A 22,944-nucleotide genomic window follows, 5' to 3' on the forward strand; every position below is an offset into this window, starting at 1 on the left:
ATTTTCATTGAGTATTATTCTTCAACTTCTGTTAGGCTTGCTGCTTTTTCAAGATATTTTTGGTAGGTACCGTCATCCTTGAGTTTTTGGATGACCTTGTCCACCACTTCTTTCAAATCAGCACTATTTTTTCTAAGGGCAACTGCATTAGCTTCGCCGTCATTCATCTTCAAGCTGACAGTTGCGACAGCTAGGTCGGTATTTTTAGCAGCGTAGCTAAGGGCAACTGGCTCATCCATGTGAACAGCATCTACTTTTCCAGCCTGCAATTCATTGACTGCTTCACCCATATTGGTTAGGGAAGTCAATTGAGCTTTTGGCAATTGTTCCTTGACCATAGCTTCTGGAACAGTCCCTTTTTGGGCTGCAATATTAGCACTTTCAAGGCTAGTTAAATCCTTGTATTTTTCTACATCAGCCTTACGAACCAAGAAACTAATCTTGTTTTCATAGTAAGGGATTGAAAAATCAAAGACTTCTTTTCTCTCGTCAGTAGCGCTAATTCCCGCAACTGCTAGGTCAGCCTTCCCAGTTTGAAGACTAGTCAAGACATTATCAAAACTCATGCTTGAAATTTCCAACTTCACCCCAAGTTCATCAGCGATAGCTTGGGCCATATCAATATCCGCACCTACTACCTGATTTTTTCCGTCAACCAATGATTGGAACTCAAAGGGTGCATAGTCAGGACTAGTCGCCACAACTAATTTCCCCTTTTGCTTAATGGCCTCAATAGCTGACTGAGAACCATTAGAACCCGACTGGCAAGCTACTAAGAAAAAACTTGCAAGAAAACTACATAAAACAAATATCCATTTTTTTGACTTCATAAATAAACAACCTCTCTGTTAATTTTGTATAATTATAACGCTATTCAAGCTACTTGTCAAGTGCTTTTTTGAATTTTTATCTTAAAAATATTTTTTTCATTCAATAAAAGGAGCCGTCAGTTGATTTCCAGCTCCTTTTTATACAGAATGAACCTGTTTTATAGTTCGACAATCTTACCTGTTTCAAAGTAAACAACCCATTCACAGATATTTTTAGCATAGTCTCCAATACGTTCCAAGAAGGCAATCACTTGGAAGTAATCACGACCTGTAACGATGGCATCTGGATTTTTCTTGATTTCTTCTGTAGCCAAGTCACGAATGCTATCAAAGTAATGATTGATTTTTTCATCCATGGCTGCTACTTCGTAGGCCTGGTCTACTGAACCATTCAGATAGAGTTCAAGGGCTGCTTCGACGAAATTCTTGACATCGCGCCCCATTCTCTTGATTTCTTCTTCAACAGCTGGGATGCGTTGCTCCCCCTTCATACGAATTGCCGCTTTGGCAATGGAAACGGCATGGTCCCCCATACGTTCCAAGTCAGATACAGCCTTCAAGACTGTCAAAACAGTACGCAAGTCCTGAGAAACCGGTTGTTGGAGGGCAATCATTTCAAATGATTTCTTCTCCAATTTCACTTCGTATTCGTTTACTTCTGCATCGTCTTCGATGACTTCCTTGGCCAAATCACGGTCATGCGTAACAAAGGCACGCACTGTACGATTGATTTGGGATAGCACTTCTTGTCCCATAGCATAGAACTGGTTGTGCAATTTCTCTAAATCTTCCTCAAATTGAGAACGTAACATCATTTATCTCCTTATCCAAATTTTCCTGAAATATAATCTTCTGTTTCCTTGTGTTGTGGGTTTAGGAACATCTTCTTGGTATCATTAAACTCGATCAAATCTCCATCTAGGAAAAATCCTGTCTTGTCAGAGATACGAGAGGCTTGTTGCATAGAACGCGTAACCAAGAGCATGGTGTATTTATCTTTTAGACCATACAAGGTTTCCTCAATCTTACCGGCCGAGATAGGGTCCAAGGCTGAAGTCGGTTCATCCAAGAGGATGATTTTAGGACTGGTTGCCAAGACACGGGCAACACAGACACGTTGCTGTTGTCCACCTGAAAGCCCGATAGCTGAATCATGCAGGCGATCCTTGACCTCATCCCAGATAGAAGCTCGTTGTAGGGCTTTTTCTACCGCTTCATCCAGAACCTGCTTGTCCTTCACTCCATTGATACGAAGACCATAGACAACATTTTCGTAGATAGACATAGGGAAAGGGTTGGGTTGTTGGAAAACCATACCGATTTCCTTCCGCAATTCAACTGTATCTGTACGCGGGCTGTAAATGTTGTGGCCGTTGTAAACCACCGAACCAGTTGTAGTAACCTCTGGATTGAGATCCCCCATGCGGTTGATAGCCTTGAGGAGGGTTGACTTCCCTGATCCAGATGGACCGATCAAGGCTGTAATTTCCTTAGGTTGGAAAGATAGGGAAACACTATTCAAGGCCTTTTTTTGATTGTAGTAAACGGACAGGTCTGACACCTGTAAAATCGCTTCTGTCATACTGTTTCCTTTCTATCCAAAGTGTCCTGTTACGTAGTCATTGGTTGACTGTAGTTTGGCATTTTGGAAAATATTAGAGGTCTTATCATACTCGATCAAGTCACCCAAGTAGAAAAATCCTGTGTAATCACTAGCACGCGCAGCCTGCTGCATACTGTGTGTCACGATGATGATGGTAAAGTCCTTCTTCAATTCCAGCATGGTTTCTTCCAGCTGAGCTGTCGCAATCGGATCCAAGGCTGATGCCGGCTCATCCATCAAGAGGATATCTGGTTTAACAGAGATAGCACGAGCGATACAAAGACGCTGTTGCTGACCACCTGATAGGGTCAAGGCTGACTTGTGTAAATCGTCTTTGACCTGGTCCCAAAGGGCAGCCTGACGAAGAGAGGTTTCCACAATTTCATCCAAGACTTGCTTGTCCTTAACCCCTGCACGTTCATGCGCAAAGGTAATATTACGGTAAATTGACTTGGCAAAAGGATTTGGTCGTTGGAAAACCATTCCAATGTGCTTACGCATCTCATAGACGTTGATTTCTGGACGGTTAACATCAATCCCTTGGTAGAGGATTTGACCTGTTACCTTGGCAATATCAATGGTATCATTCATACGGTTGAGACTGCGGAGGTAGGTTGATTTTCCTGAACCAGATGGGCCAATTAAGGCCGTGATTTTATTTTTTTCAAATTGCATATCGATGCCCTTGATGGATTCTTTTTTACCGTAGTAAACATGTAAATCCTTAGTAGAGAGGGCCACTTTCTCTTCAGGAAAGGTGATGATATGCTTTTCATCCCAATTATATTTTGACATGGCTTCTCCTTTAGGCAGCGGTTAATTTCTTATGTAGGTAGCTTCCGAGTTTGCGAGCTCCAAAGTTAAAGATGAGGATAAAGATGAGGAGCACGGCTGCAGAACCTGCTGATACAATGGTGCCATCAGGAATGGTTCCTTCACTATTAACTTTCCAAATGTGGACAGCCAAGGTTTCTGCTTGACGGAAGATAGAGATTGGGCTTGTCACACTGAGAATATTCCAATTAGACCAGTCAAGGGCTGGAGCGGATTGTCCTGCTGTATAGATAAGAGCCGCAGCCTCACCAAAGATACGACCAGAGGCCAAGACGACCCCAGTCACAATACCTGGAAAAGCTTCTGGAATGACCACATGGACAACTGTCTCCCAACGAGAAATTCCAAGGGCCAAGCCGGCCTCACGTTGCGTATGGTGAACGTGTTTCAAACTGTCCTCGACATTACGAGTCATCTGAGGCAAGTTAAAGACTGTCAAGGCCAAGGCACCTGAAATAATTGAAAATCCATACTCAAACTGAACTACAAAGATCAAGTAACCAAAGAGACCCACAACCACTGATGGCAGTGAAGACAATATTTCAATACAGGTTCTGACAAAATTGGTCACAGGACCTTTCTTGGCATATTCAGCTAGGAAAATCCCAGCCCCCATAGATAAAGGAACAGAGATAATCAAGGTGATGACCAAGAGGAAGAAGGAATTATAGAGCTGAATTCCAATCCCTCCACCTGCTTGGTAAGAAGATGATTTACCAGTCAAGAAAGACCAAGAGATGTGGGGCAAACCACGAACCAAGATATAAAGAATCAAGGATGCCAAGATGGCAACGATAATTCCTGCAATCGAGTAGAGGACAGCTGTTGCAATTTTATCTAATTTCTTAGCGTGCATAGTTTTTCTTTCCTCTTTCTTTCGTAATCAATTTAATCACACTGTTGAAGGCCAAACTCATCAAGAGCAAGACTAAGGCCAGTGACCAGAGAACGTTATTGTCAACGGTTCCCATAACGGTATTTCCGATACCCATGGTCAACACAGAGGTCAAGGTCGCAGCAGGTGTTGTTAGTGAAGTTGGGACAACGGCTGAGTTTCCAACCACCATCTGAATGGCTAGAGCTTCACCAAAGGCACGCGCCATCCCAAAGACCACTGCTGTAAAAATTCCTGAACGCGCTGCCTTCAAGGTCACGCGCCAGATGGTTTGCCAACGAGTGGCTCCCATAGCCAAACTAGCTTCGCGGTAGTGACGAGGCACCGCACGCAAGCTGTCCGTTGTCATAAAGGTTACTGTCGGTAAAATCATGACAAAGAGAACAAAAATCCCTGACAAGATTCCAAAACCAGTTCCACCAAAGACACTACGGACAAAAGGAACTACGACCTGCAAACCGATAAATCCATACACGACGGAAGGAATTCCGACCAGCAATTCAATAGCTGGTTGCAAGATTCTAGCACCTTTTGGTCAGACTTCGGTCATAAAGACTGCCGCACCAATAGCAAAAGGAGTTGCGATAAGGGCTGATAGGATTGTGACAATAAAGGAACCCAAAATCATGGGAAGGGCACCAAATTGTTTACCTGAAGGATTCCAAGTTTGGCCAAATAGGAAATCAAAGATATTAACCCCATTTACAAAGAAGGTCGACAAGCCTTTTTGAGCTACAAAAATCAAAATCATGGCCACAATGATGACGATCAAAGATAGACAGGCAAAAGTCAAGCCTCTTCCTAATTTCTCTAAACGAGAGTTCTTTGAGGGAGAAAGTAATTTTTTAGCTAATTCTTCTTGATTCATTAGTGACTCCCTTCTAGCGCTGTCACCGTTCCGACAGCATCTTTTTCAACCTTCATTTCCTTAACAGAAATATAGCCCATTCCCTTAACGATTCCGCTTTGCGCTTCATCTGAGAGGACAAAGTTAAGAAATTCTGCCACCAATTCATTTGGTTGACCTAGGGTATACATGTGTTCGTAAGACCACAAAGGCCAGTTATTACTTGTAACATTTTCTGCAATCGGCTCATAGCCATTCAACTTCATGCGTTTCACCGAGTCATCCACATAGGCAAAAGCTAGATAAGAAATGGCTCCTGGTGTCTGGGAAACAATGTTTTTGACCATCCCATTTGAATCCTGTTCTTGACTCTGCACGGCAGATTGGCCATCCATGATAACACTATCAAAGGTTGCACGCGAACCAGAACTTGCCGCGCGGTTAATAATGGAAATGGCTAGGTCTTTCCCACCGACTTCTTTCCAGTTGGTTACTTGGCCTGTGAAGATGCTACGGAGTTGTTCAGTTGTCAGATTTTCAACATCAACTTCCTTATTTACAATGACTGCCAAGCCCGCTACAGCAACCTTGTGGTCCACTAGAGCGGATGCGTTGATACCGTCTTTTTCCTCGGCAAATACGTCTGAATTTCCTACATCAACGGCTCCAGACTGAACCTGAGACAGACCTGTACCAGATCCTCCACCTTGAACGTTAACTGTTTTTCCAACGTGCAAAGAGCCAAATTCATCTGCTGCTGCTTCGACCAAGGGCTGAAGAGCCGTTGAGCCAACAGCTGTCATGGATTCTCCACGATCAATCCAGCTAGCACATCCCGCTAAAGAACCTGCCAGCAAAAGAGCTGCAAGGGATAGAGCGAGTTTTTTCCTTTTTTTCACTGTTTTTCTCCTTGAAAATAATGGTGAATGCTGTGAATTTTTTCAACTATTTATTTATATTTTTCTTTTGAAAATAGGGAGCCAACTGAAGTTACTAGCTTAGTTTTACTAGAAATTTGCTCAGTTGCCTTCTCCGCCAATTTTGACTTAAAATGAAAGATAATTTGAAAAAAATCCATACTTCCACTATAACATAGACAAGCTACTTTGACTAGCATTTTCACTTGAATCTGAGGCCTTTTGGAAAATAATTTTTCAAAATATTTTCAGTCACCTTAGCAAAGCCCAAACCATTTCCTTGAACTAAAACTTGGTACCAACCATTTGGCAGACTTTCCACCAGCTGAACGGTTTCTCCAGCGACATACTTTACAAACGCTTCTTGGTCAATTTCAACCGACTGCTTGACCTGACTCGGTTTCAAGGCTAGACCAAGAGCAAAACTAGGCTCAAAGCGTTTCTTCTTAAAGGTACCCAGATGCAGTCCATTCCGAGCAATCTTGAGTTTCCCTAAATCTGGCAAAAGTTCTGGCAGGAGATAGAGTTGGTCTCCAAAAGTCTGCAAGATACCCCTTAGATTGACCTTCAAATGTTTTTGGGCAAATTCCTGCCACAAAGTAACTTGTTCACGGCTGAGATTACTCTTACTTGCCTTACATTTAGGTGCTGGATTGTCACCCTTAAACTGTAGATGGGCTACAAACTGACCCTCTCCCTTAAAATGATGAGGATACATCCGAGCCGTTTCTGGCAGGTCAATACCAGCTACCATTCCATTGATATGCTCTACTGGCAGCAAATCAAAATCATACTCTTCCAGCAACCAATTGACAATCTCCTCGTTTTCCTCAGGAGCCCAGGTACAGGTTGAATAAACCAGACGACCACCTTCAGCTAGCATGGTCACCGCATCCGCTAGAATTTCTCTTTGCAAACTAGCACATTGACTCGGATAATCTACGCTCCAATAGTCCATAGCATCTGGTTGCTTACGAAACATCCCTTCACCAGAGCAAGGGGCATCAAGAACGATTAAGTCAAAATAGCCTTTAAAGACCTTGGCCAAGCGGTCAGCAGATTCATTGGTCACCACGACATTTGTCGCTCCAAAGCGCTCCATGTTTTCTACCAAAATCTTAGCCCGTTTGCTTGAAATTTCATTGGAGACAAGGAGACCCTCCCCTGCTAGATAGGCTGCCAGCTGAGTTGATTTACCTCCCGGTGCAGCAGCCAAGTCCAAGACCTTCATTCCAGGACTGGGCTGGGCTACTTGAGCCACCATCTGAGCAGCGGGTTCTTGCGAATAAACTAGACCTGTAGCATGCTCAGGCGATTTCCCTGAAACCTTCCCATAGTGGCCCCAAGGGGTTTGAGGAATAGCATCAGGAAAGGAAACTGGTGCTTCTTTTAAAGGATTGACCCGAAAAGCCGAAACCGCTTCCTCCTCAAAAGAGGCAAGAAAATCTCTTGCCTCATCTCCTAGTATCTCTTCATATTTTTCAACAAATCCTTCTGGAAATTGCATTTAAGTTCTTTTCCTTTCGTAAATATAGGACTGAATTTCCTCCTGCATCTCAAGAGGTAGCATCATGACCGGTTGTCTGGTTTGAAAATCAGGAGCTTCACCAGAAAGAGTCACAACCTCATAGCCCAGACTTTCCCCTAAAATACTAGCCGCAGCATAATCCCATGGTTGCAGATAAGTGACATAGGTCAACAAACGCCCTGACAAAATCTTGGCAAAACTAATAGCCGCACTCCCATAAACACGAACACCGAGGACCGCTCGACTCAAATCAGCCAAGCCCCATTCATTGGTTTCCAACATACCACTATTTCCTGCAATGAGAAAATCTCCAAGTGGTTTAGTTTTAAAAGGAGCTAGGGGCTGATCGTTTCGGCAAACCGGAAATTCCCCACCACCGTGATAACAATCCCCCTTGACCACATCATAAATCAGTCCAAACTGTCCCTGACCATTTTCAAAATAAGCCATCATGACAGCAAAATCTTCCTGCTGGGCTACAAAATTATTGGTACCATCAATGGGATCAATGATCCAAACCTTGCCCTCTTGAACTGAAGCTCGCAAACAGCCCTCTTCAGCACAAATCTTATCCTCAGGATAACGAGACAAAATCTCACCAACCAATAGCTCCTGAACTTCCTTGTCCAGTCTGGTCACCAAATCTGTTGGAGAGGACTTGATCTCAACACACAAGTCTTCCTGCATGTGGTCAAGGATGTACTGGCCTGCTTTCTTAATTAGCTCTTTGGCAAATTCAAACTTACTTTCCAAGAGAAATCTTTCCTTCCCCTTTTTCCTTAGCCGCCTGAACTGCTCGGTAAAGCGAATAACCACTCACTATTTCAAATTCTCGTCCCAAACGTTTCTCTTCACTCTTGCTTGGCACAACCAATTTGAATCCCTTATAGGAGTCCAGTAACTTTTTGGCCTCTACCTTGCCTTCATAGGCAGCTTCAACATCATTAAAAAAAGAAAGCACTGAAGCAAGTTCTTCAGTGCTCCACGACAAATCTAGTGGGTAACTATACTGTTTGTTCATTAACTAATACCAGCTCTCATTCTTGCTTCTTTTAGTTCTTGCTTACGGTAACTACGAGGGAGAAAAGCACGAATCTCATCTTCATTAAAACCGATCTGCATACGTTTGGCATCGATAATAATTGGACGACGCAAAAGACTAGGATACTGCTCAATCAAATGAAGCAATTCTGATACCGAAATACTTTCTACATCAATATCTAATTTTTGAAAAATTTTTGAACGAGTTGAAATGATGTCATCAGTACCATTTTCGGTCAAGGAAAGGATGTGTTGCAATTCTTTTCTTGTTAAAGGGCTGGTCATGATATTGTGTTCCACAAAAGGTACCTTATGTTTCTCTAACCAGGCCTTCGCCTTACGACATGATGTACAGCTCGGTGATAGAAATAGTGTAATCATGCTTTTCTCTTCTTATCTATACTTTGCTACCTCTATTATACAAAAAAATAAAGCGCTTGACTAGAGATTTTTAGAAAAAAAGCCTATTTTTTCAAGAAAAATAGACTGTTTGCGAACGATTAATACATTTTTGAATTAGTTAATTCACTCTTAACGATAGTTTCGAATCATATACAATTTTATATATACAAATTAAGAACATCTTTCGTTTCACTTCCTACGACTTTTCAGATAAAGATAGCCGAAGAAGCTCTCATAGAGGGCAAAAAAGAGGAGGAAGGCATGAAGGAAAAAGGTCTCTGGTAAAATCAGAATCACTGGATCCTTGGCTGGATCAAAAAGCCAGGTATCATCTCCCACAAAGAGAATTTGATGGAACATAGTAAAGAATTGGTCAAAACCAATCAACACTCCCCCAAGCCCAATCAGTAAAGGCAAAACCACTAGAGCCAAAAGCCCTTTACTAAATAGAGACAAGAAGCCCTTTTTCACAATCCCTTTGACAAAGACGTAAAAACTTGGCAGTGTCACTAGGGCAACTAGCTGTACCAAGTGAAAGAGGTTCTTGACCACTGCAAAGTGGTGCAGACCAGCTGCTGACGAACGAAAATCTGGCATCTCTAGGACCTGACTAAATGGATTGGTCAGATAATTCATCAAGATATGAAAATTGTATTGAATGGTTTCTGGTTTTAGATAGACTCGATTTGTTAAGTTTAGCCACTTGATCTCCAGCGGATAGAAAACCCAAGCCAAATAAATGGTCAGAAGGATTGAGAGGGAGAGGAGAAAGAGCATAGAGGCCCAAAAGGTCAGTTTAGTTTTCATCAAAATCCCACTCCGCAAGGCTAGAAACCACATGTGTCGGTGCAATTGGCAGGTCTGCTACTTCTTCTTCCTCAGTAAAACCAGTCGTTACTAGGAGCGTTGGAATGCCATTGTCAATTCCAGCCCGGATATCAGTCAAATAATTGTCCCCAACCATGATTAACTCTTCACGTTCCAAGCCTAAGTGCTCAACCGCCTTGTCCATAATGATGGCATTGGGTTTTCCGATATAAACCGGCTTCACTCGTGTCGCTACTTCAAGCAGGGTAATCAGTGAACCAGCACCAGGCAAAAGACCGCGTTCTGTCGGGATGTTGAGGTCAGGGTTGGTTCCGATAAAGTGAGCTCCCTTTTGGATAGCTAGAGTTGCTGTCGCAAATTTTTCATAGTCAACTTGCCAGTCCAGACCTACTACCACATAGGCAGGATTTTCCTTGTCTTCTACATAACCAGCCGCCTTGATGGCTTCCTTGAGCCCTGATTCTCCGATGACATAGACGGTCTTTTCAAGCCCCAAGTCATTCATATAGTCGATAGTCGCTAAAGTCGCTGTGTAGACAGTCGATAGGGGCGTATCGATATTAAAATTCTGAGCCAACATCTCCTGAACACTCTCTGGAGTGCGGGTTGTATTGTTAGTCACAAACAGATAGGGAATATTTCGTTTCTGTAACTCATGAACGAAAGCCTCTCCTGCTGGAATTCTGTCTTTCCCCTTATAAATGGTTCCGTCTAAATCAATTAAATAGCCTTTATATTTCATCTATTTCTCCCTAATCCTTCTTCATTTCTTGCCAAGTGATGATAGCTTGGGCATTGGTAGCACCGTCGCTTGTGATCTCATGCTTGCTTTCCAGTCCAGTCCGTTCAACAGCCGATGTAATCACCCCACCTGGTCGAACTTCCTTGACGTACTTGAGGTTGATTTTCTTGGGAATATAGTGGGTCAAAAAATCCGCTCCCATGACCTCAAAAATCCAGTCCAAGTATTTACTGTTATTGACATGACCATTCATATCCAAGTCGTAAAAACGAACATGGTAATCCTTGCTGATTGGCTCTTCCAAGGACTCATACTTCGGTCCACGGATAAGTTTTTTATCAAAATCAGACTGGTAAGGAGCCACAATCTCAGGTTCAACAGCATGGACTTTTCGACTGTCGCGGTCCATGAGAACAAAAGTCGCCATCATATGGATGAGCTCCTGCCCCGCTTCATTATAAATAGTAAAGCGACGGTAGCAAAAAAGTCGATTGTAGCTCAAGGCTTCCGTTTCGATGGTAATTTCTTCCGCAAAACGAGGCAAACGAACCACCTCAATATCATATTCTACGATAATCCAGACCAGATTATAGTCTTCCAAAATGGCCTTATCACTAACTCCCAGTTCAATCGACTGCATCCCTGAAACTTGCAGGGATAGCAAAATCACATCTGGAAGCTTGATATGACCGTTCATATCAGCCATATCAAAAGGAATCTTCATTTTCATTTGATAAGTTAAGCCCATCATCCTACTCCAAAATAAATCGTTCTGCTACGGTGTCTCCCAAAAAGAGACCTCTCTTTGTCATGCGAACTCGGTCACCCTCTATTTGCATGAGACCTTGTTGAACCAAGTCTCTGACAATTTTTCCATAAATTCCTTCAAAAGACTGGCCAAATTTTTCCTCAAATCGCGCCATGGAGACTCCTGATTTCTTGCGGAGACCCAAGAACATTTCCTCTTCCATTTGCTCCTTTTGACTCAGGTGCTCTTCTGTGATGCGAGCATTGCCTTCCTCAACCGCACTGAGATAATGACGAATGGGACCATGATTTTTATATCGAATACCATTGACATAACCAGATGCCCCAGCACCGATGCCATAGTACTCAGCATTGTCCCAGTACATGAGATTGTGGCGACTTTCAAAACCAGGCTTTGAGAAATTGGAAATCTCATAATGCTCAAAACCAGCTCGCTCCAGCTCTGCGATGATGTACTCAAACATCTCAGCCTCCAGCTCCTCCTTAGGCAGAGGTAATTTTCCTCGCCGCATCCGATTCATAAAGACCGTATGGTTTTCTAAAATCAAGCTATACAGACTCATGTGGGGAATATCCAGTCCAATGGCCTTAGCCACATTTTCCTTGACCTGCTCCATGGTCTGACCAGGCAGCGCATAAATCAAATCAATGGAGATGTTGTCAAAACCAGCCAATTTCAGACGGTCGATATTTTCATAAATATCCTTCTCCAAATGACTGCGCCCAATCTTTTTCAGCATCTTGTCATCAAAGGTCTGCACACCTAGCGAAACACGATTAACAGCCGAGTTTTTCAAAACGGCTATCTTATCCGCGTCCAAGTCGCCCGGATTGGCTTCAATGGTCAACTCTTCCAAGGCAGACAAGTCCAAGTTTTTAGTCAAGCCATCCAGCAATACCTCCAGTTGCGGAGCTGACAAAGCTGTTGGTGTCCCACCACCGATATAGAGGGTTCTCAACTTTTGAATATCATAAGATTGAAACTCTTCTAATAGATGCTCTAAATAGCTGTCGACTGGTTGATTCTTGATAAAAACTTTTGAAAAGTCACAGTAATAACAAATCTGGGTACAAAACGGGATGTGCACATAGGCTGACGTTGGTTTTTTCTGCATAGTACTTATTATACCACAAAAGCGAACAATACTTAGAATTCCGTTTAACAAAATCCTAGCATTGTTCGCTTTCTTTATCTAAACATTCTTTGTATTTTATGGATAACACAACTATCAGAATCAATCTAGTTCGTTGTTAAAACACAAAAGGATAAATGTTCATTTGACTAAATTTTTAGTCTTCTTTTTTCTTTCTAAGAGCAAGTCCGAGACCGCCTAGCATACCAAGAAGTCCTAGAGATGCAAGAGTCGCATTTGATTCTGTTCCTGTATTGGGTAATACATTTTGAGAATCATTTGACTTAGCTCCATTATCAGTAGTCTTAGTATCTACCTGATCTGCATTCGGAGTAACTGCATTTGGAGTTGGAGTTGTTGGTGCAGGCGTAGGCACAGGTGTATCTTGACCAGAATTTCCATTAGTAGCAGGTGTGACTGTAACAACACCTGTCTGAGGATTTGGTTCCAATACTACTGTTGGTGTCTTACGGGCTGGGGTTGTTACAATTACTTCTACAGGATCTTTTCCTGGTTCCGTAATCGTGCCTTTTCCTGGTTCTATTCCATCTGGTAAATCTTTATTAGGTATAGTTCCTTTTCCGTCTTTTCCAATTATTACGACGATAGGTTTACCATTCTTACCTGGTATTTCTACCTTAGTATTTTCTGGATATAGTGTTCCATCTGGTTTCTTAGGTGTTACCGTCACATCCCCTGTATTTGGATTTTGATCCAACTCTACTGTTGGTGTCTTACGAGCTGGGGTTGTTACATCCACCGGATTAGATGGTTTCTTACCTGGTTCTGTTACGGTTCCTTTTCCTGGTTTAGCTTCTTTTGGAAGTTGGTCATTTGGAACTGTTCCTGAGCCATCTTTTCCAATTGTCACTACTATAGATGTTCCATTTTCTCCTGGAATTTTCACTTTAGTATCTTTAGGATAATTTTTTCCATCTGTGGTCTTAGGTGTAACTACAGCATCTCCATTTGGTTTTATTGTGATTTCAATTGTACCTAATTCTGCCGTTTCTGGCGCAGTAGGATCAATTTTCCCAGGCGTCTCTACCTTCACTTCAACTGTTGGCTTACCTGGTTCCTTAATCCTACCTGTCCCTGGAGTATCTTCATCAGGTAAATCATTATTTGGAACTGTTCCTGTTCCATCATTTCCAATTGGTACAACGATTGGTTTGCCATCTTTCCCTGGAATTTCTACCGTAGTTCCTGGTGGATATGTTGAACCATCTGGTTTTTTCGGTGTGACGGTGACATTTCCTGTAGCTGGATCTTGTGTCAGCTCTACTGTTGGAGTCTTACGAGCAGGTGTCGTTACAGCTACTGGTTGTGACGGTTTCTTATTCGGCTCCGTTACAATTCCTTTTCCTGTAATATCTTCTTTTGGAAGTTTATCGTTTGGAACTGTTCCTGATCCCTTATCTCCAATGGTTACAATAATTGATGTTCCATTTTCTCCTGGAATCACAACCTTAGTTCCTGATGGATATGTTGTTTTATCTGGTTTTTTAGGTGTAACTACTGCATCTCCATTTGGATTTCTTGTAATTTCAATCTTACCTGGTTGCTCTGTTTGAGGAGCAAGTGGATTGATTTTACCTGGTGTTAGCACCTGAGCTTCCGTAGTTGGTTTTCCTGGTTCTGTAATCTTACCTGTTCCAGGTACATTTCCATCTGGTAAGTCGTTATTTGGAACTGTTCCTTTTCCACCTTGTCCGATTTCTACTACAATTGGATTACCATTCTTACCTGGAATTTCTACCTTCGTTCCTGGCGGGTATGTTGAACCATCTGGTTTCATAGGAATCACTGTTACATCTCCAGTTTTTGGATCTTGATCCAAACGTATCACTGATGGTTTGCGAGCAGGTGTTATCACATCCACTGGTTGTGATGGTCTAGCTCCTGGCTCTGTTACTGTTCCTTTTCCTGGCACTTCATCTTTAGGAAGTTTGTCATTCGGAACTATTCCAAAACCATCTTTTCCGATTGTTACAACAATAGGTGTTCCATTTTCTCCTGGAATTTTCACAGTCGTTCCTGCTTGATATGGTGTTCCATCTGGTTTCTTAGGTGTAACTACGGCATCTCCATTTGGGTTTCTTGTGATGTCGATTTCAGTTGGTTGTTCCGTCGCTGGATGATTTGGATTGATTCTTTTCGGTGTTTCTACCTTAACATCTACCTCTGGTTTACCATCTTCTTTAATCTTACCTGTTCCTGGAGTATCCTCATCAGGTAAATCATTATTCGGAACTGTACCTTTGCCATCTTTGTCAAGTGTTACTTCAATAGTTTTTCCATCTTTTCCTGGAATTTCTACCCTCGTTCCTGGTGGATATGCTGTTCCATCTGGTTTCTTCGGTGTTACCGTTACATCTCCTGTGTTTGGATTTTGTTCCATTTCCACTGTTGGTATCTTACGAGCTGGTGTTGTTACAGCCACTGGTTGTGATGGCTTCTTATTCGGTTCTGTTACTGTTCCTTTTCCTTCTACTTCATATTTTGGAAGTTGGTCATTCGGTACTTCTCCTGAACCATTTTCTCCTATTGTTACTACGATGCTTGTTCCATTTTCTCCTGGAATTTTCACTTTAGTATCTTTAGGATAATTTTTTCCATCTGTGGTCTTAGGTGTAACTACAGCATCTCCATTTGGTTTTCTTGTGATTTCAATTGTACCTAATTCTGCCGTTTCTGGCGCAGTAGGGTCAATTTTTTTCGGTGTTTCTACCTTAATCTCTACCTCTGGTTTACCATCTTCTTTAATCTTACCTGTTCCTGGAGTATCTGTTTCTGGTAAATCATTATTAGGAACTGTTCCTGTACCATCTTTTCCAATTGTTACAGTGATTGGATTTCCATTTTTACCTGGAATTTCTACCGTAGTTCCTGGTGGATATGTTGTTCCATCTGGTTTTTTCGGTGTTACTGTGACATCTCCAGTTTTTGGATCTTGGTCTAATTGTAATGTTGGTACCTTTTTAGCTGGTGTTGTAATATCCACTGGTTGCGACGGTTTTTGATTTGGTTCTTTAATGATAGCTGTTCCTGGTACATCTCTTTCTGGTAAATCACCATTTGCAACTGTACCTGAACCATTTTCACCGATTACTACATCAATCGTTTTCCCATCTTTGCCTGGGATTGTTACCGTAGTTCCTGTAGGATAGTTTGAGCCATCTATTTTCTTCGGTGTTACTGTAACATCTCCAGTGCTTGGATTTTGAGTCAACTCTACCGTTGGTGTCTTACGCGCTGGTGTTGTTACGTCTACTGGTTTTGATGGTTCTTTATTTGGCTCTGTTACGACACCCTGTCCTGGTAATTCTGCTTTTGGAAGTTGATCATTTGGCACTATTCCAAAACCTTCTTCACCTATCGTTACTACGATTGTTGTTCCATTTTCTCCTGGAATTTCTACCTTCGTATCTTTAGGGTACAGTTTTCCGCCTGGTTTAGTTGGTGTTACTACTACATCACCATTGTCCTTACGAGCAATTCCTATCTCAGGAGTTTGTGTTGTAGCAACTTTTGGATTTGTTCCGTTTTTCTTTTCTTCCTCATCTGAAATTCCATCATTATCATCATCCGTATCTGTAACATCTGGATCTCCATCTCCATCTGTATCACGTTGGATAATAACTGGTACTTCTACACGTATTTCTTCATCCCCATTCTTCACTTTAACTGGAATGTTTACTTTACGTTCTTCATCACTACCCCAATTAGGTACGCTTGGTCTTCCTGTTAATTTACCATCTTTATCAACACTTAATCCATTGACTGGGTTTTCTGTTGTAATTGTTGAACCGTCTTTATTCGGTGTTACAACTCTCGGTAATGTTGAAGGAACTTTTGTCTTCTCTGTAACTTTAGTTGGATCTGAAACTTTTGCAGTTAGGTTGTTTGCATTTTTCGGATCTGTTCCATTCGCTTTTTCAACCTCATCTGGAATTCCATCGTTATCATCATCTTTATCTGTAACATCTGGATCGCCGTCTCCATCTGTATCACGTTGGATTGTAACTGTAACTGTCTTTTCTATTACTTCCGGTACTTCTTTTTTACCATTTTCTGTGAATTTTTCTACAACTTTAGTGACTTTAACCGGAATGTCGATAGGGCGTTCTTCTTCATCTTTACCCCAGTCATTTACTGTTGGTCTTCCTTCTAGTTCACCTTTATCATTGACTTTTAGACCGTTCACTTGTCCTGTTCCATCTGTTGGATTTGTTACAATTGTTGAACCTTCTTTATTCGGTGTTACAACTTTCGTTGGAGTAACTGGTTTTTTCTCCTTGACTTTGTCTGGATTTGTAACTACCACTTCTAAGTCATTTGCAACTTTTGGATCTGTTCCATTTGTATCCTCTACAGTGTCTGGGATTCCATCGTTATCATCATCTGTATCATCAACATCTGGGATTCCATCTCCATCTGTATCACGTTGGATAATAACTGGAACTTTTACAACAGTTTCTTTTCCACCATTCGTAACTTTAACCGGAATTAAGATATTACGTTCTTCCTCATCTTTTTTCCAATTATTTACTGCCGGTGTTCCTTCTAGCTTACCTTCATTATTGACTTTTAAGCCATTCACCGATCCATCTGGATTATCTGTCGTAATAGTCGAATTTGGCATATTTGGTGTTACGACGGTTGTTGGAGTAACTGGTTTGTTCTCTTTAACTTTTTCAGGTTTCGCAACTATTGCTGTTAGATTATCAGGAACTTTTGGATTTGTATTATTTCTTTTCTCCACTTCATCTGGAATTCCATCATTATCATCATCTGAATCTAAAACGTCTGGTGTTCCATCTCCATCTGTATCACGTTGGATTGTGACTGGAACTTCATCGGTAACAGTTTCTGTAACAGTTTCTTTACCATTTGCCGTTACTTTTTCAACGTCTTTCGTTACTGTAACTGGAATTGTGATATTTTTTTCTTCATCATTACCCCAATCGTCAACTGTTGGTGTACCTGTTAATTTACCTTCTCCATTAACAGTCAGACCATTTACTTTTCCTGAATTATCTGTTGTAGTAGTTGTAATTGTTGCGCCCTTTTTATTTGGTGTGACAACTTCTTTTGGAGTAACTTCTTTTTTCTCCAGCACTACATTCGGTTTTGTAACTGCTACTTTTAGACCATCTGCAACTTTTGGATTTGTTCCATTTCTCTTTTCATCTTCATCTGAAATGCCATCGTTATCATCATCTGGATCGTCAACATCTGCTATTCCGTCTCCGTCTGTATCACGTTGGATTGTCACTGGAACATGTACCGTAACTTCTTCTTTTTCTCTCGTAATCTTAACAGGAATTGTGATATTGCGTTCTTCTTCTCCGCCGTTCCAATTATTAACTGTTGGTGTTCCTTCTAATTTACCTTCTCCATTAACTGTTAAACCATTTTCTGGAGTTGATGGTTCAATTGTTGCATCCGATTTATTCGGTGTTACTACTTTTGGTAAAGGTGTCGGTACTGGAGTTTTCTCTTTCACTTTAGCTGGAGCTGTAACGATTCCTGTCAGACCATTTGCTACTTTTGGATCTGTTCCATTTCTCTTTTCATCTTCATCTGAAATGCCATCGTTATCATCATCTGTATCTGTCACATCTGGTGTTCCATCTCCATCTGTATCACGTTGGATTTTAACCGGTACACTTACGTTAACTTCTTCCGAATCCTTCTTAACTTTTACTGGGATAGTAATATCACGTTCTTCTTCACCTTCACTCCATTTGTTTACTGTTGGTCTTCCTGTTAATTTACCATTGTTATCAACTCTCAAGCCATTTACTTCAGCTGGTGTTTCTATCGTTGAGTTTTCTTTATTTGGTTTTACTACTTCTGGTATATCAACATCTGTATTCTCAGTAACGGTAGATGGTTTCACTACTCCTGTTAGACCGTATGACGTTGGATTTCCTGGTGTGTCAGGAGTTTTCGGATCTGTTCCTTTTTTCTTTTCTTCCTCATCCATAATTTTGTCACCGTCATCATCTGGATCTGTAGTGTCTGGATCTCCATCTCCATCCGTATCACGTAAAATTGTAACTGGTACATTTACGGTGATTTCTTCAGTTCCATTTGTAACTTTCACCGGAATTGTGATAGCGCGTTTTTCTTCGTCTTTGCCCCAATCATCTACTTTTGGTATTCCAGTTAATTTACCTTCTCCATTAACGGTTAATCCATTCACCTCATCTGGTGTTGCAATCGTTGAACCCTCTTTATTTGGTGTTACAATTTTTTTGGATTCGACTGCACGTTTCTCCAAAACTTCATTTGGTTTCGTAACTTCTGCTGTTAAATTCGTAGGCACAGTAATATTCACACTAACGTTATCTGTTGTTTGGTCTGGATATTCTACTACAACAATTGCAGAAACTGTTTGTCCCCCTTGTCTTGTATCTGGTGGCGTTAACCAACGATATTTTGTTCCTTGTGGAAGGTCAGTTTTATTCGCAATACTATCTTCTGCCTTAGGTACTGAATTTTTAGGAACAGTTTGGTCTTTTCCTACTGGGTTATACTTCTCATTTTGCCCTTTAACTACAATTTCAATAGTTTTTTCAGCCTTATTATCATTCTTATCATAAGCTGTAATCGTTACTTTTGTTACTCCTGGGGCTCCAGTTGGAGTTCCTACGATTTGATTATTTTCAAATTTCAATCCCTCTGGTAATCCTGTTACTTCGATTGGAGTATCTTCACGCATTCCAACTCCGCCATCGTTATCTGTAGCTGTTACTGGAATTGGCGTAATTTCCTCATGACTTGTAACTGTTGCTCCACCCGCTGAAATAGTTGGTGCTGTCTTATCTCGTGGTGTTACATCAAACGAGAAAATCACTGGTGTAGCTTTATTTCCTGCATCATCTGTTGCGTTAAATATAATTGTATTTTGTTTACCAACATCTTCAGCTATAGTATTAATTGTAATCTCTATTTCTTTTTCTTTTTCTGTATTTTTCACATATCTAGACGACACTACTCCTGTTGTTCCAACATTGTACCTCTTAAAATATTTAGCTAAAAATTCAGTCGCTTCAAAAGTAACATTTTTATCATCTTTTGCTTTTACTCTAAATGTTATAGTTTCGCCTTCTACTACTTTTAGGTTGTTAGCAGATAGTGTTAAAATAGGTGGTTCATTATCTGGTGTTTTCGCCTTGTCTGTTGCAGGATCTGAATCATCACTCGTTCCGTTTTTCGTGATAGCTTTTACAACTGTTTCATTTTTTACTTTTTCAGCAGGGATTGTAATTTCACCTGTGTCTGCATTGATTTTGATTTCTGTATCATCTGAAGTCCATTGACCAAATTTGTCTTTCGTTCCTACTACTTCTTTTGGTAAATCATCTTCTCCTGTGTAAGTGACTGTAATTTTATCTGCTTTTTCAGGATCTTGTGGTTTCGCTGTTACAGATCCATCTTCTTTTGCCGTTACTGTTGGTGTTTCAGGTTTTGGTGCTCTTGCTGTTTCTGTTGCTGGGTCTGAATCAACACTATTTCCATTTTTTGTGATAGCTGTTACTACGGTATTATCTCTTACCTTATCAGCTGGAATTGTAATTTCACCTGTATTAGAATCAATAGTTACACCTGGATTGTTCACAACAGTCCATGTACCATCATTTCCTTTATTACCTACTACCGTTACATTTGTTCCATCTTCGTCTTTATAAGTAACTGTAATTTTATCTGCTTTGGCTGAATCTTGTGGTTTTGCTGTTACATTACCGTTATTTGGTGCAGTTAAGATTGGTTTTTCAGGTTTTGGAGTCTTTGCAGTTGCTTTTGCTGGAGTTGAGTCATCACTGTTTCCATTTTTTGTAACTGCTGTTACTTCTGTATTGTCTTTGACTTTATCAGCTGGGATTGTGATTTCACCTGTGTTTGCATCAATTTGAACATCTGGATTGTTCACAACAGTCCATGTTCCATTTCCACCTTTATTTCCTTCAGCTGTCTTATTAGAACCATTTTCATCTGTATAGCTAACTTTAATTTTATCTACTTTTGTTGAATCTTGTGGTTTTGCTGTTACAGATCCATCTTCTTTTGCTGTTGCTGATGGAGCTTCTGGTGTTTTTGCCTTATCCTCTGTAACATGAATAGGTGCATCTACAATAAATGTTCCACGTTCTGGAATAATGACTTCCACTTTACCATACACAGGTGCATTTGGTACTGTAGGTCTTGATACATCTGGATCTTTAAACCAACGGTATGTTGTACCAGCAGGTAAGTCTTTTGTATTAGCAATACTATTAATAGCAGGTGGAACGACACCTTTATTAGTTGTTTGCTCTTTAGATACTGGTTTAAGATCATATTTCGCTGCTTCGTCTGGTTTCAACGGTAATACACCGATAATTGCATTTTCACCAGTTCTATAGCGTCTATATCCACCCTCTGTATATCCTCCATAAGCAAGGAATGGGTCATTGGCTAGACGTTTTTTTATTTCGTCAAGCATAGGGTTATTGGTGTTTTTATCCCCCCAATCCGACATAATGCTATTATTTAGGTCATCTCCGTCAAGAATTTTAGTTTTAAAAGTGATAATTGAACGTTGCCCAGCAACTACGTTCATTCTATCTTCTATAACACCTCGAACAAGATTGTATTCAAGACCATCTTTACGAATTCCCAATATATCACTAACACGAGAAAAGGCATCGTTGTCAGGCTCTGTACCATCTCCGCTATTTTTACGATAAATATTAAATCTCCAATTAGTCAGTCTAGTACCAGCCTCTGGGTTTATATATTTAAGCCATCCGTCTACATTTTCAGTATAAGCCGCCCCTGAACGTCGGACGCCATCTTTTACATAAGCACGAAAAGTTGAGTTTTCATACTCCCATGCTGTTGCACTAGCATAATCCTTATGGAAAGTCTGTTTTCCATCTTGGTATTTTGTATAAGTAAAGTCATAAGGATCTCCTACTGTACGTGGAATCGCAAGTGAAATTTTTTTAGAAACACCAGCCAGTCCATTTGGTCTTGGACCTGAATCTAATATCCAATAATAATATTTATCCCCATTATTTTCAATACGCATTTCACGATAAGCACGAATATTGTCATACGCTTGATCAGCAGTTCCTTTACTTACGAATGCATATTGTTTCGTATCTGGAGAAAATACATCACGGTGCGAATAATCAATCATCGGGTTTTTAATCCAACCAACCCCGAAGTCTGTTACTTTCGTGTTACGTACTGTACTTGTTCCACGACCAACTTCTTGACCATTCTTTTTGATAACAGTTGTAACAACGGCATCGTTTACCATTAAGTTCGTATCAACATTGACTGTGAAGTATCCATTTGATTGTGATCTAGTTGTGTATTTTCTTCCGCCGATTGATACTTCTACATCAGCTTCTGCCGCTGTATATCCATCAACTTGTGCAATTCCTGCTAAACTATCATTAAAAGCTACTGTATCTGTTTGTTTTACTGTAGTAGTAGTAACAGTCTGTCCATTAACCACTAATTCAACAACATCTCCAACTTCAATACCTGGAGCATTTAATTTGAAGGCTCCTGTGTCATCTAATTTAGAAGTCAGCACAGTTGTACCATTTCTCTTAATCTCAATTTTTGAAGATGGTGTTGCATATCCTGTAATAAATCCAGAGTTGGCTACAACGATTCCTAATTCACCACGTTTGGTATTTTTATCAATAGGTGCTGAGCGAAGATCAGATCCTTCTTCCATGGTTTCGCCATTACGTGAATCACGAGACCCAGTATTAGCAATCGTATTTTTGCCTTCTTTTACTACTTTTTCAGGAGTGCCAATCTTAGGCATTGAAGATAATATAAACAATTTATCGCTAAGCGTTTTAGCTGCCGCATCTACTTCAGCTTGTGTCAATTCAAGACTATTGTTATTAAGCACACTATTAGCTGTTTCTAAATCTGCCTGGATTGCAGCAAGAGTTGAAGCTGGAGCTTTTTCCTTGTTGACTTTATCCAAGAGTTCTTGAACTTTTGTAATATTAGCTTGTAATTTAGTCTTATCTAATGTTTGTTTTTCAACTACTTCTTTATCAAGGGCAGTAGTCTCGTTTTCAGATGCATTCTCAGTTGAAGTTTCAGGCAGTTTCTCAGATAAAGCCTCAGCCGGATTCTCAGCTGTGCTTGGTGATTTTTCTTCTTTATCTGTAGTTAGAGAATCTTCTGTTTTAGGCAAATCTACTATTGTAGCAGTATGAGCCTCTTCTTTATCTGGGATAACCGGTGCTTCAGTAGTATCTGAAACTTGAGCAGCCTCAACTCGAACAGCCTGATGCCCAGACAAAAACATCAATGCCGCAACAGCTACTGAAGCAGCACCAAAGCTATATTTACGAATCGAAAAGCGCAGTACCTTTTCACCTTGCTGTCGATTTACTTTATATGAATTCGATTTGTGTTCCATTTCTCCTCCTAAGGAAAATATAATAAAAAAGCAATCTTTATAACTTCAACTCCTTAAAAAGAGTTAAGTTACAAAAATCACTATGATGATTGCTATTAGCAAATAACATCACAGCTATCACAGCTA

General features: G+C 40.7%; 15 protein-coding genes and 1 pseudogene. All 16 read right to left on the reverse strand.

The genetic code is table 11. The annotated features are described in order from the left end of the window. Positions 1-14: 14 nt before the first annotated feature. The 16 genes and pseudogenes from HT720_RS09110 to HT720_RS09185 all read right to left on the reverse strand — a co-directional run bounded on the left by HT720_RS09110 (position 15) and on the right by HT720_RS09185 (position 22,818). A complete protein-coding gene (locus tag HT720_RS09110; protein ID WP_173275871.1) occupies positions 15-830 on the reverse strand; it encodes an ABC transporter substrate-binding protein in 816 nt (271 codons plus the stop codon). A 158-nt stretch (positions 831-988) separates the two neighbouring features. Next, the gene (gene phoU, locus HT720_RS09115; RefSeq protein ID WP_000946458.1) at positions 989-1,642 is read right to left on the reverse strand and encodes a phosphate signaling complex protein PhoU; all 654 of its coding nucleotides are present in this window, start codon (positions 1,640-1,642) and stop codon (positions 989-991) included. A gap of 11 nt (positions 1,643-1,653) precedes the next feature. After that, on the reverse strand, positions 1,654-2,412 hold the full coding sequence (gene pstB, locus HT720_RS09120; RefSeq protein ID WP_000133484.1) for a phosphate ABC transporter ATP-binding protein PstB: 759 nt from the start codon (positions 2,410-2,412) through the stop codon (positions 1,654-1,656). Between the two features lie 12 nt (positions 2,413-2,424). Beyond that, positions 2,425-3,228, reverse strand: a complete 804-nt coding sequence (pstB, locus tag HT720_RS09125) for a phosphate ABC transporter ATP-binding protein PstB (protein WP_020900241.1) — start codon at positions 3,226-3,228, stop codon at positions 2,425-2,427. 10 nt (positions 3,229-3,238) lie between these two features. Beyond that, positions 3,239-4,123, reverse strand: a complete 885-nt coding sequence (pstA, locus tag HT720_RS09130; protein WP_173275875.1) for a phosphate ABC transporter permease PstA — start codon at positions 4,121-4,123, stop codon at positions 3,239-3,241. Then, a pseudogene (gene pstC, locus HT720_RS09135) lies at positions 4,113-5,030 on the reverse strand (phosphate ABC transporter permease subunit PstC). The gene pstA and the pseudogene pstC overlap by 11 nt, the downstream one beginning before the upstream one ends. Continuing rightward, on the reverse strand, positions 5,030-5,908 hold the full coding sequence (locus tag HT720_RS09140) for a phosphate ABC transporter substrate-binding protein PstS family protein (RefSeq protein WP_000746323.1): 879 nt from the start codon (positions 5,906-5,908) through the stop codon (positions 5,030-5,032). Before HT720_RS09140 ends, pstC begins: the two are co-directional and overlap by 1 nt. Positions 5,909-6,128: 220 nt before the next feature. Beyond that, positions 6,129-7,433, reverse strand: a complete 1,305-nt coding sequence (locus HT720_RS09145; RefSeq protein ID WP_173275878.1) for an RsmF rRNA methyltransferase first C-terminal domain-containing protein — start codon at positions 7,431-7,433, stop codon at positions 6,129-6,131. Beyond that, positions 7,434-8,207 carry an inositol monophosphatase family protein gene (locus tag HT720_RS09150; RefSeq protein ID WP_173275881.1) on the reverse strand — a complete coding sequence of 258 codons (774 nt, stop codon included), beginning with the start codon at positions 8,205-8,207 and terminating at the stop codon, positions 7,434-7,436. Further along, positions 8,197-8,475 carry a UPF0223 family protein gene (locus tag HT720_RS09155; RefSeq protein WP_173275884.1) on the reverse strand — a complete coding sequence of 93 codons (279 nt, stop codon included), beginning with the start codon at positions 8,473-8,475 and terminating at the stop codon, positions 8,197-8,199. Before HT720_RS09155 ends, HT720_RS09150 begins: the two co-directional genes overlap by 11 nt. Further along, the gene (locus HT720_RS09160; protein ID WP_000631257.1) at positions 8,475-8,876 is read right to left on the reverse strand and encodes a Spx/MgsR family RNA polymerase-binding regulatory protein; all 402 of its coding nucleotides are present in this window, start codon (positions 8,874-8,876) and stop codon (positions 8,475-8,477) included. Before HT720_RS09160 ends, HT720_RS09155 begins: the two co-directional genes overlap by 1 nt. A 210-nt stretch (positions 8,877-9,086) precedes the next feature. After that, positions 9,087-9,704, reverse strand: coding sequence for a TIGR01906 family membrane protein (locus HT720_RS09165; protein ID WP_173275887.1), 618 nt, complete (start codon positions 9,702-9,704; stop codon positions 9,087-9,089). After that, positions 9,694-10,467: a TIGR01457 family HAD-type hydrolase gene (locus HT720_RS09170; protein WP_173275890.1), complete on the reverse strand. Its 774-nt coding sequence runs from the start codon at positions 10,465-10,467 to the stop codon at positions 9,694-9,696. The genes HT720_RS09165 and HT720_RS09170 overlap by 11 nt, the downstream gene beginning before the upstream one ends. A 10-nt stretch (positions 10,468-10,477) precedes the next feature. Beyond that, positions 10,478-11,215, reverse strand: a complete 738-nt coding sequence (locus HT720_RS09175) for an acyl-[acyl-carrier-protein] thioesterase (RefSeq protein WP_173275893.1) — start codon at positions 11,213-11,215, stop codon at positions 10,478-10,480. A 4-nt stretch (positions 11,216-11,219) separates the two neighbouring features. Continuing rightward, positions 11,220-12,350 (reverse strand): radical SAM family heme chaperone HemW, encoded by a 1,131-nt coding sequence (hemW, locus tag HT720_RS09180; protein ID WP_173275895.1) that lies wholly within the window; start codon positions 12,348-12,350, stop codon positions 11,220-11,222. A 175-nt stretch (positions 12,351-12,525) separates the two neighbouring features. Then, on the reverse strand, positions 12,526-22,818 hold the full coding sequence (locus HT720_RS09185) for a YSIRK-type signal peptide-containing protein (protein ID WP_173275898.1): 10,293 nt from the start codon (positions 22,816-22,818) through the stop codon (positions 12,526-12,528). Positions 22,819-22,944 lie beyond the last annotated feature (126 nt).

Origin of the sequence: Streptococcus sp. 68, from assembly GCF_013277415.1 — a bacterium.
Taxonomy (GTDB): Bacteria; Bacillota; Bacilli; order Lactobacillales; family Streptococcaceae; genus Streptococcus.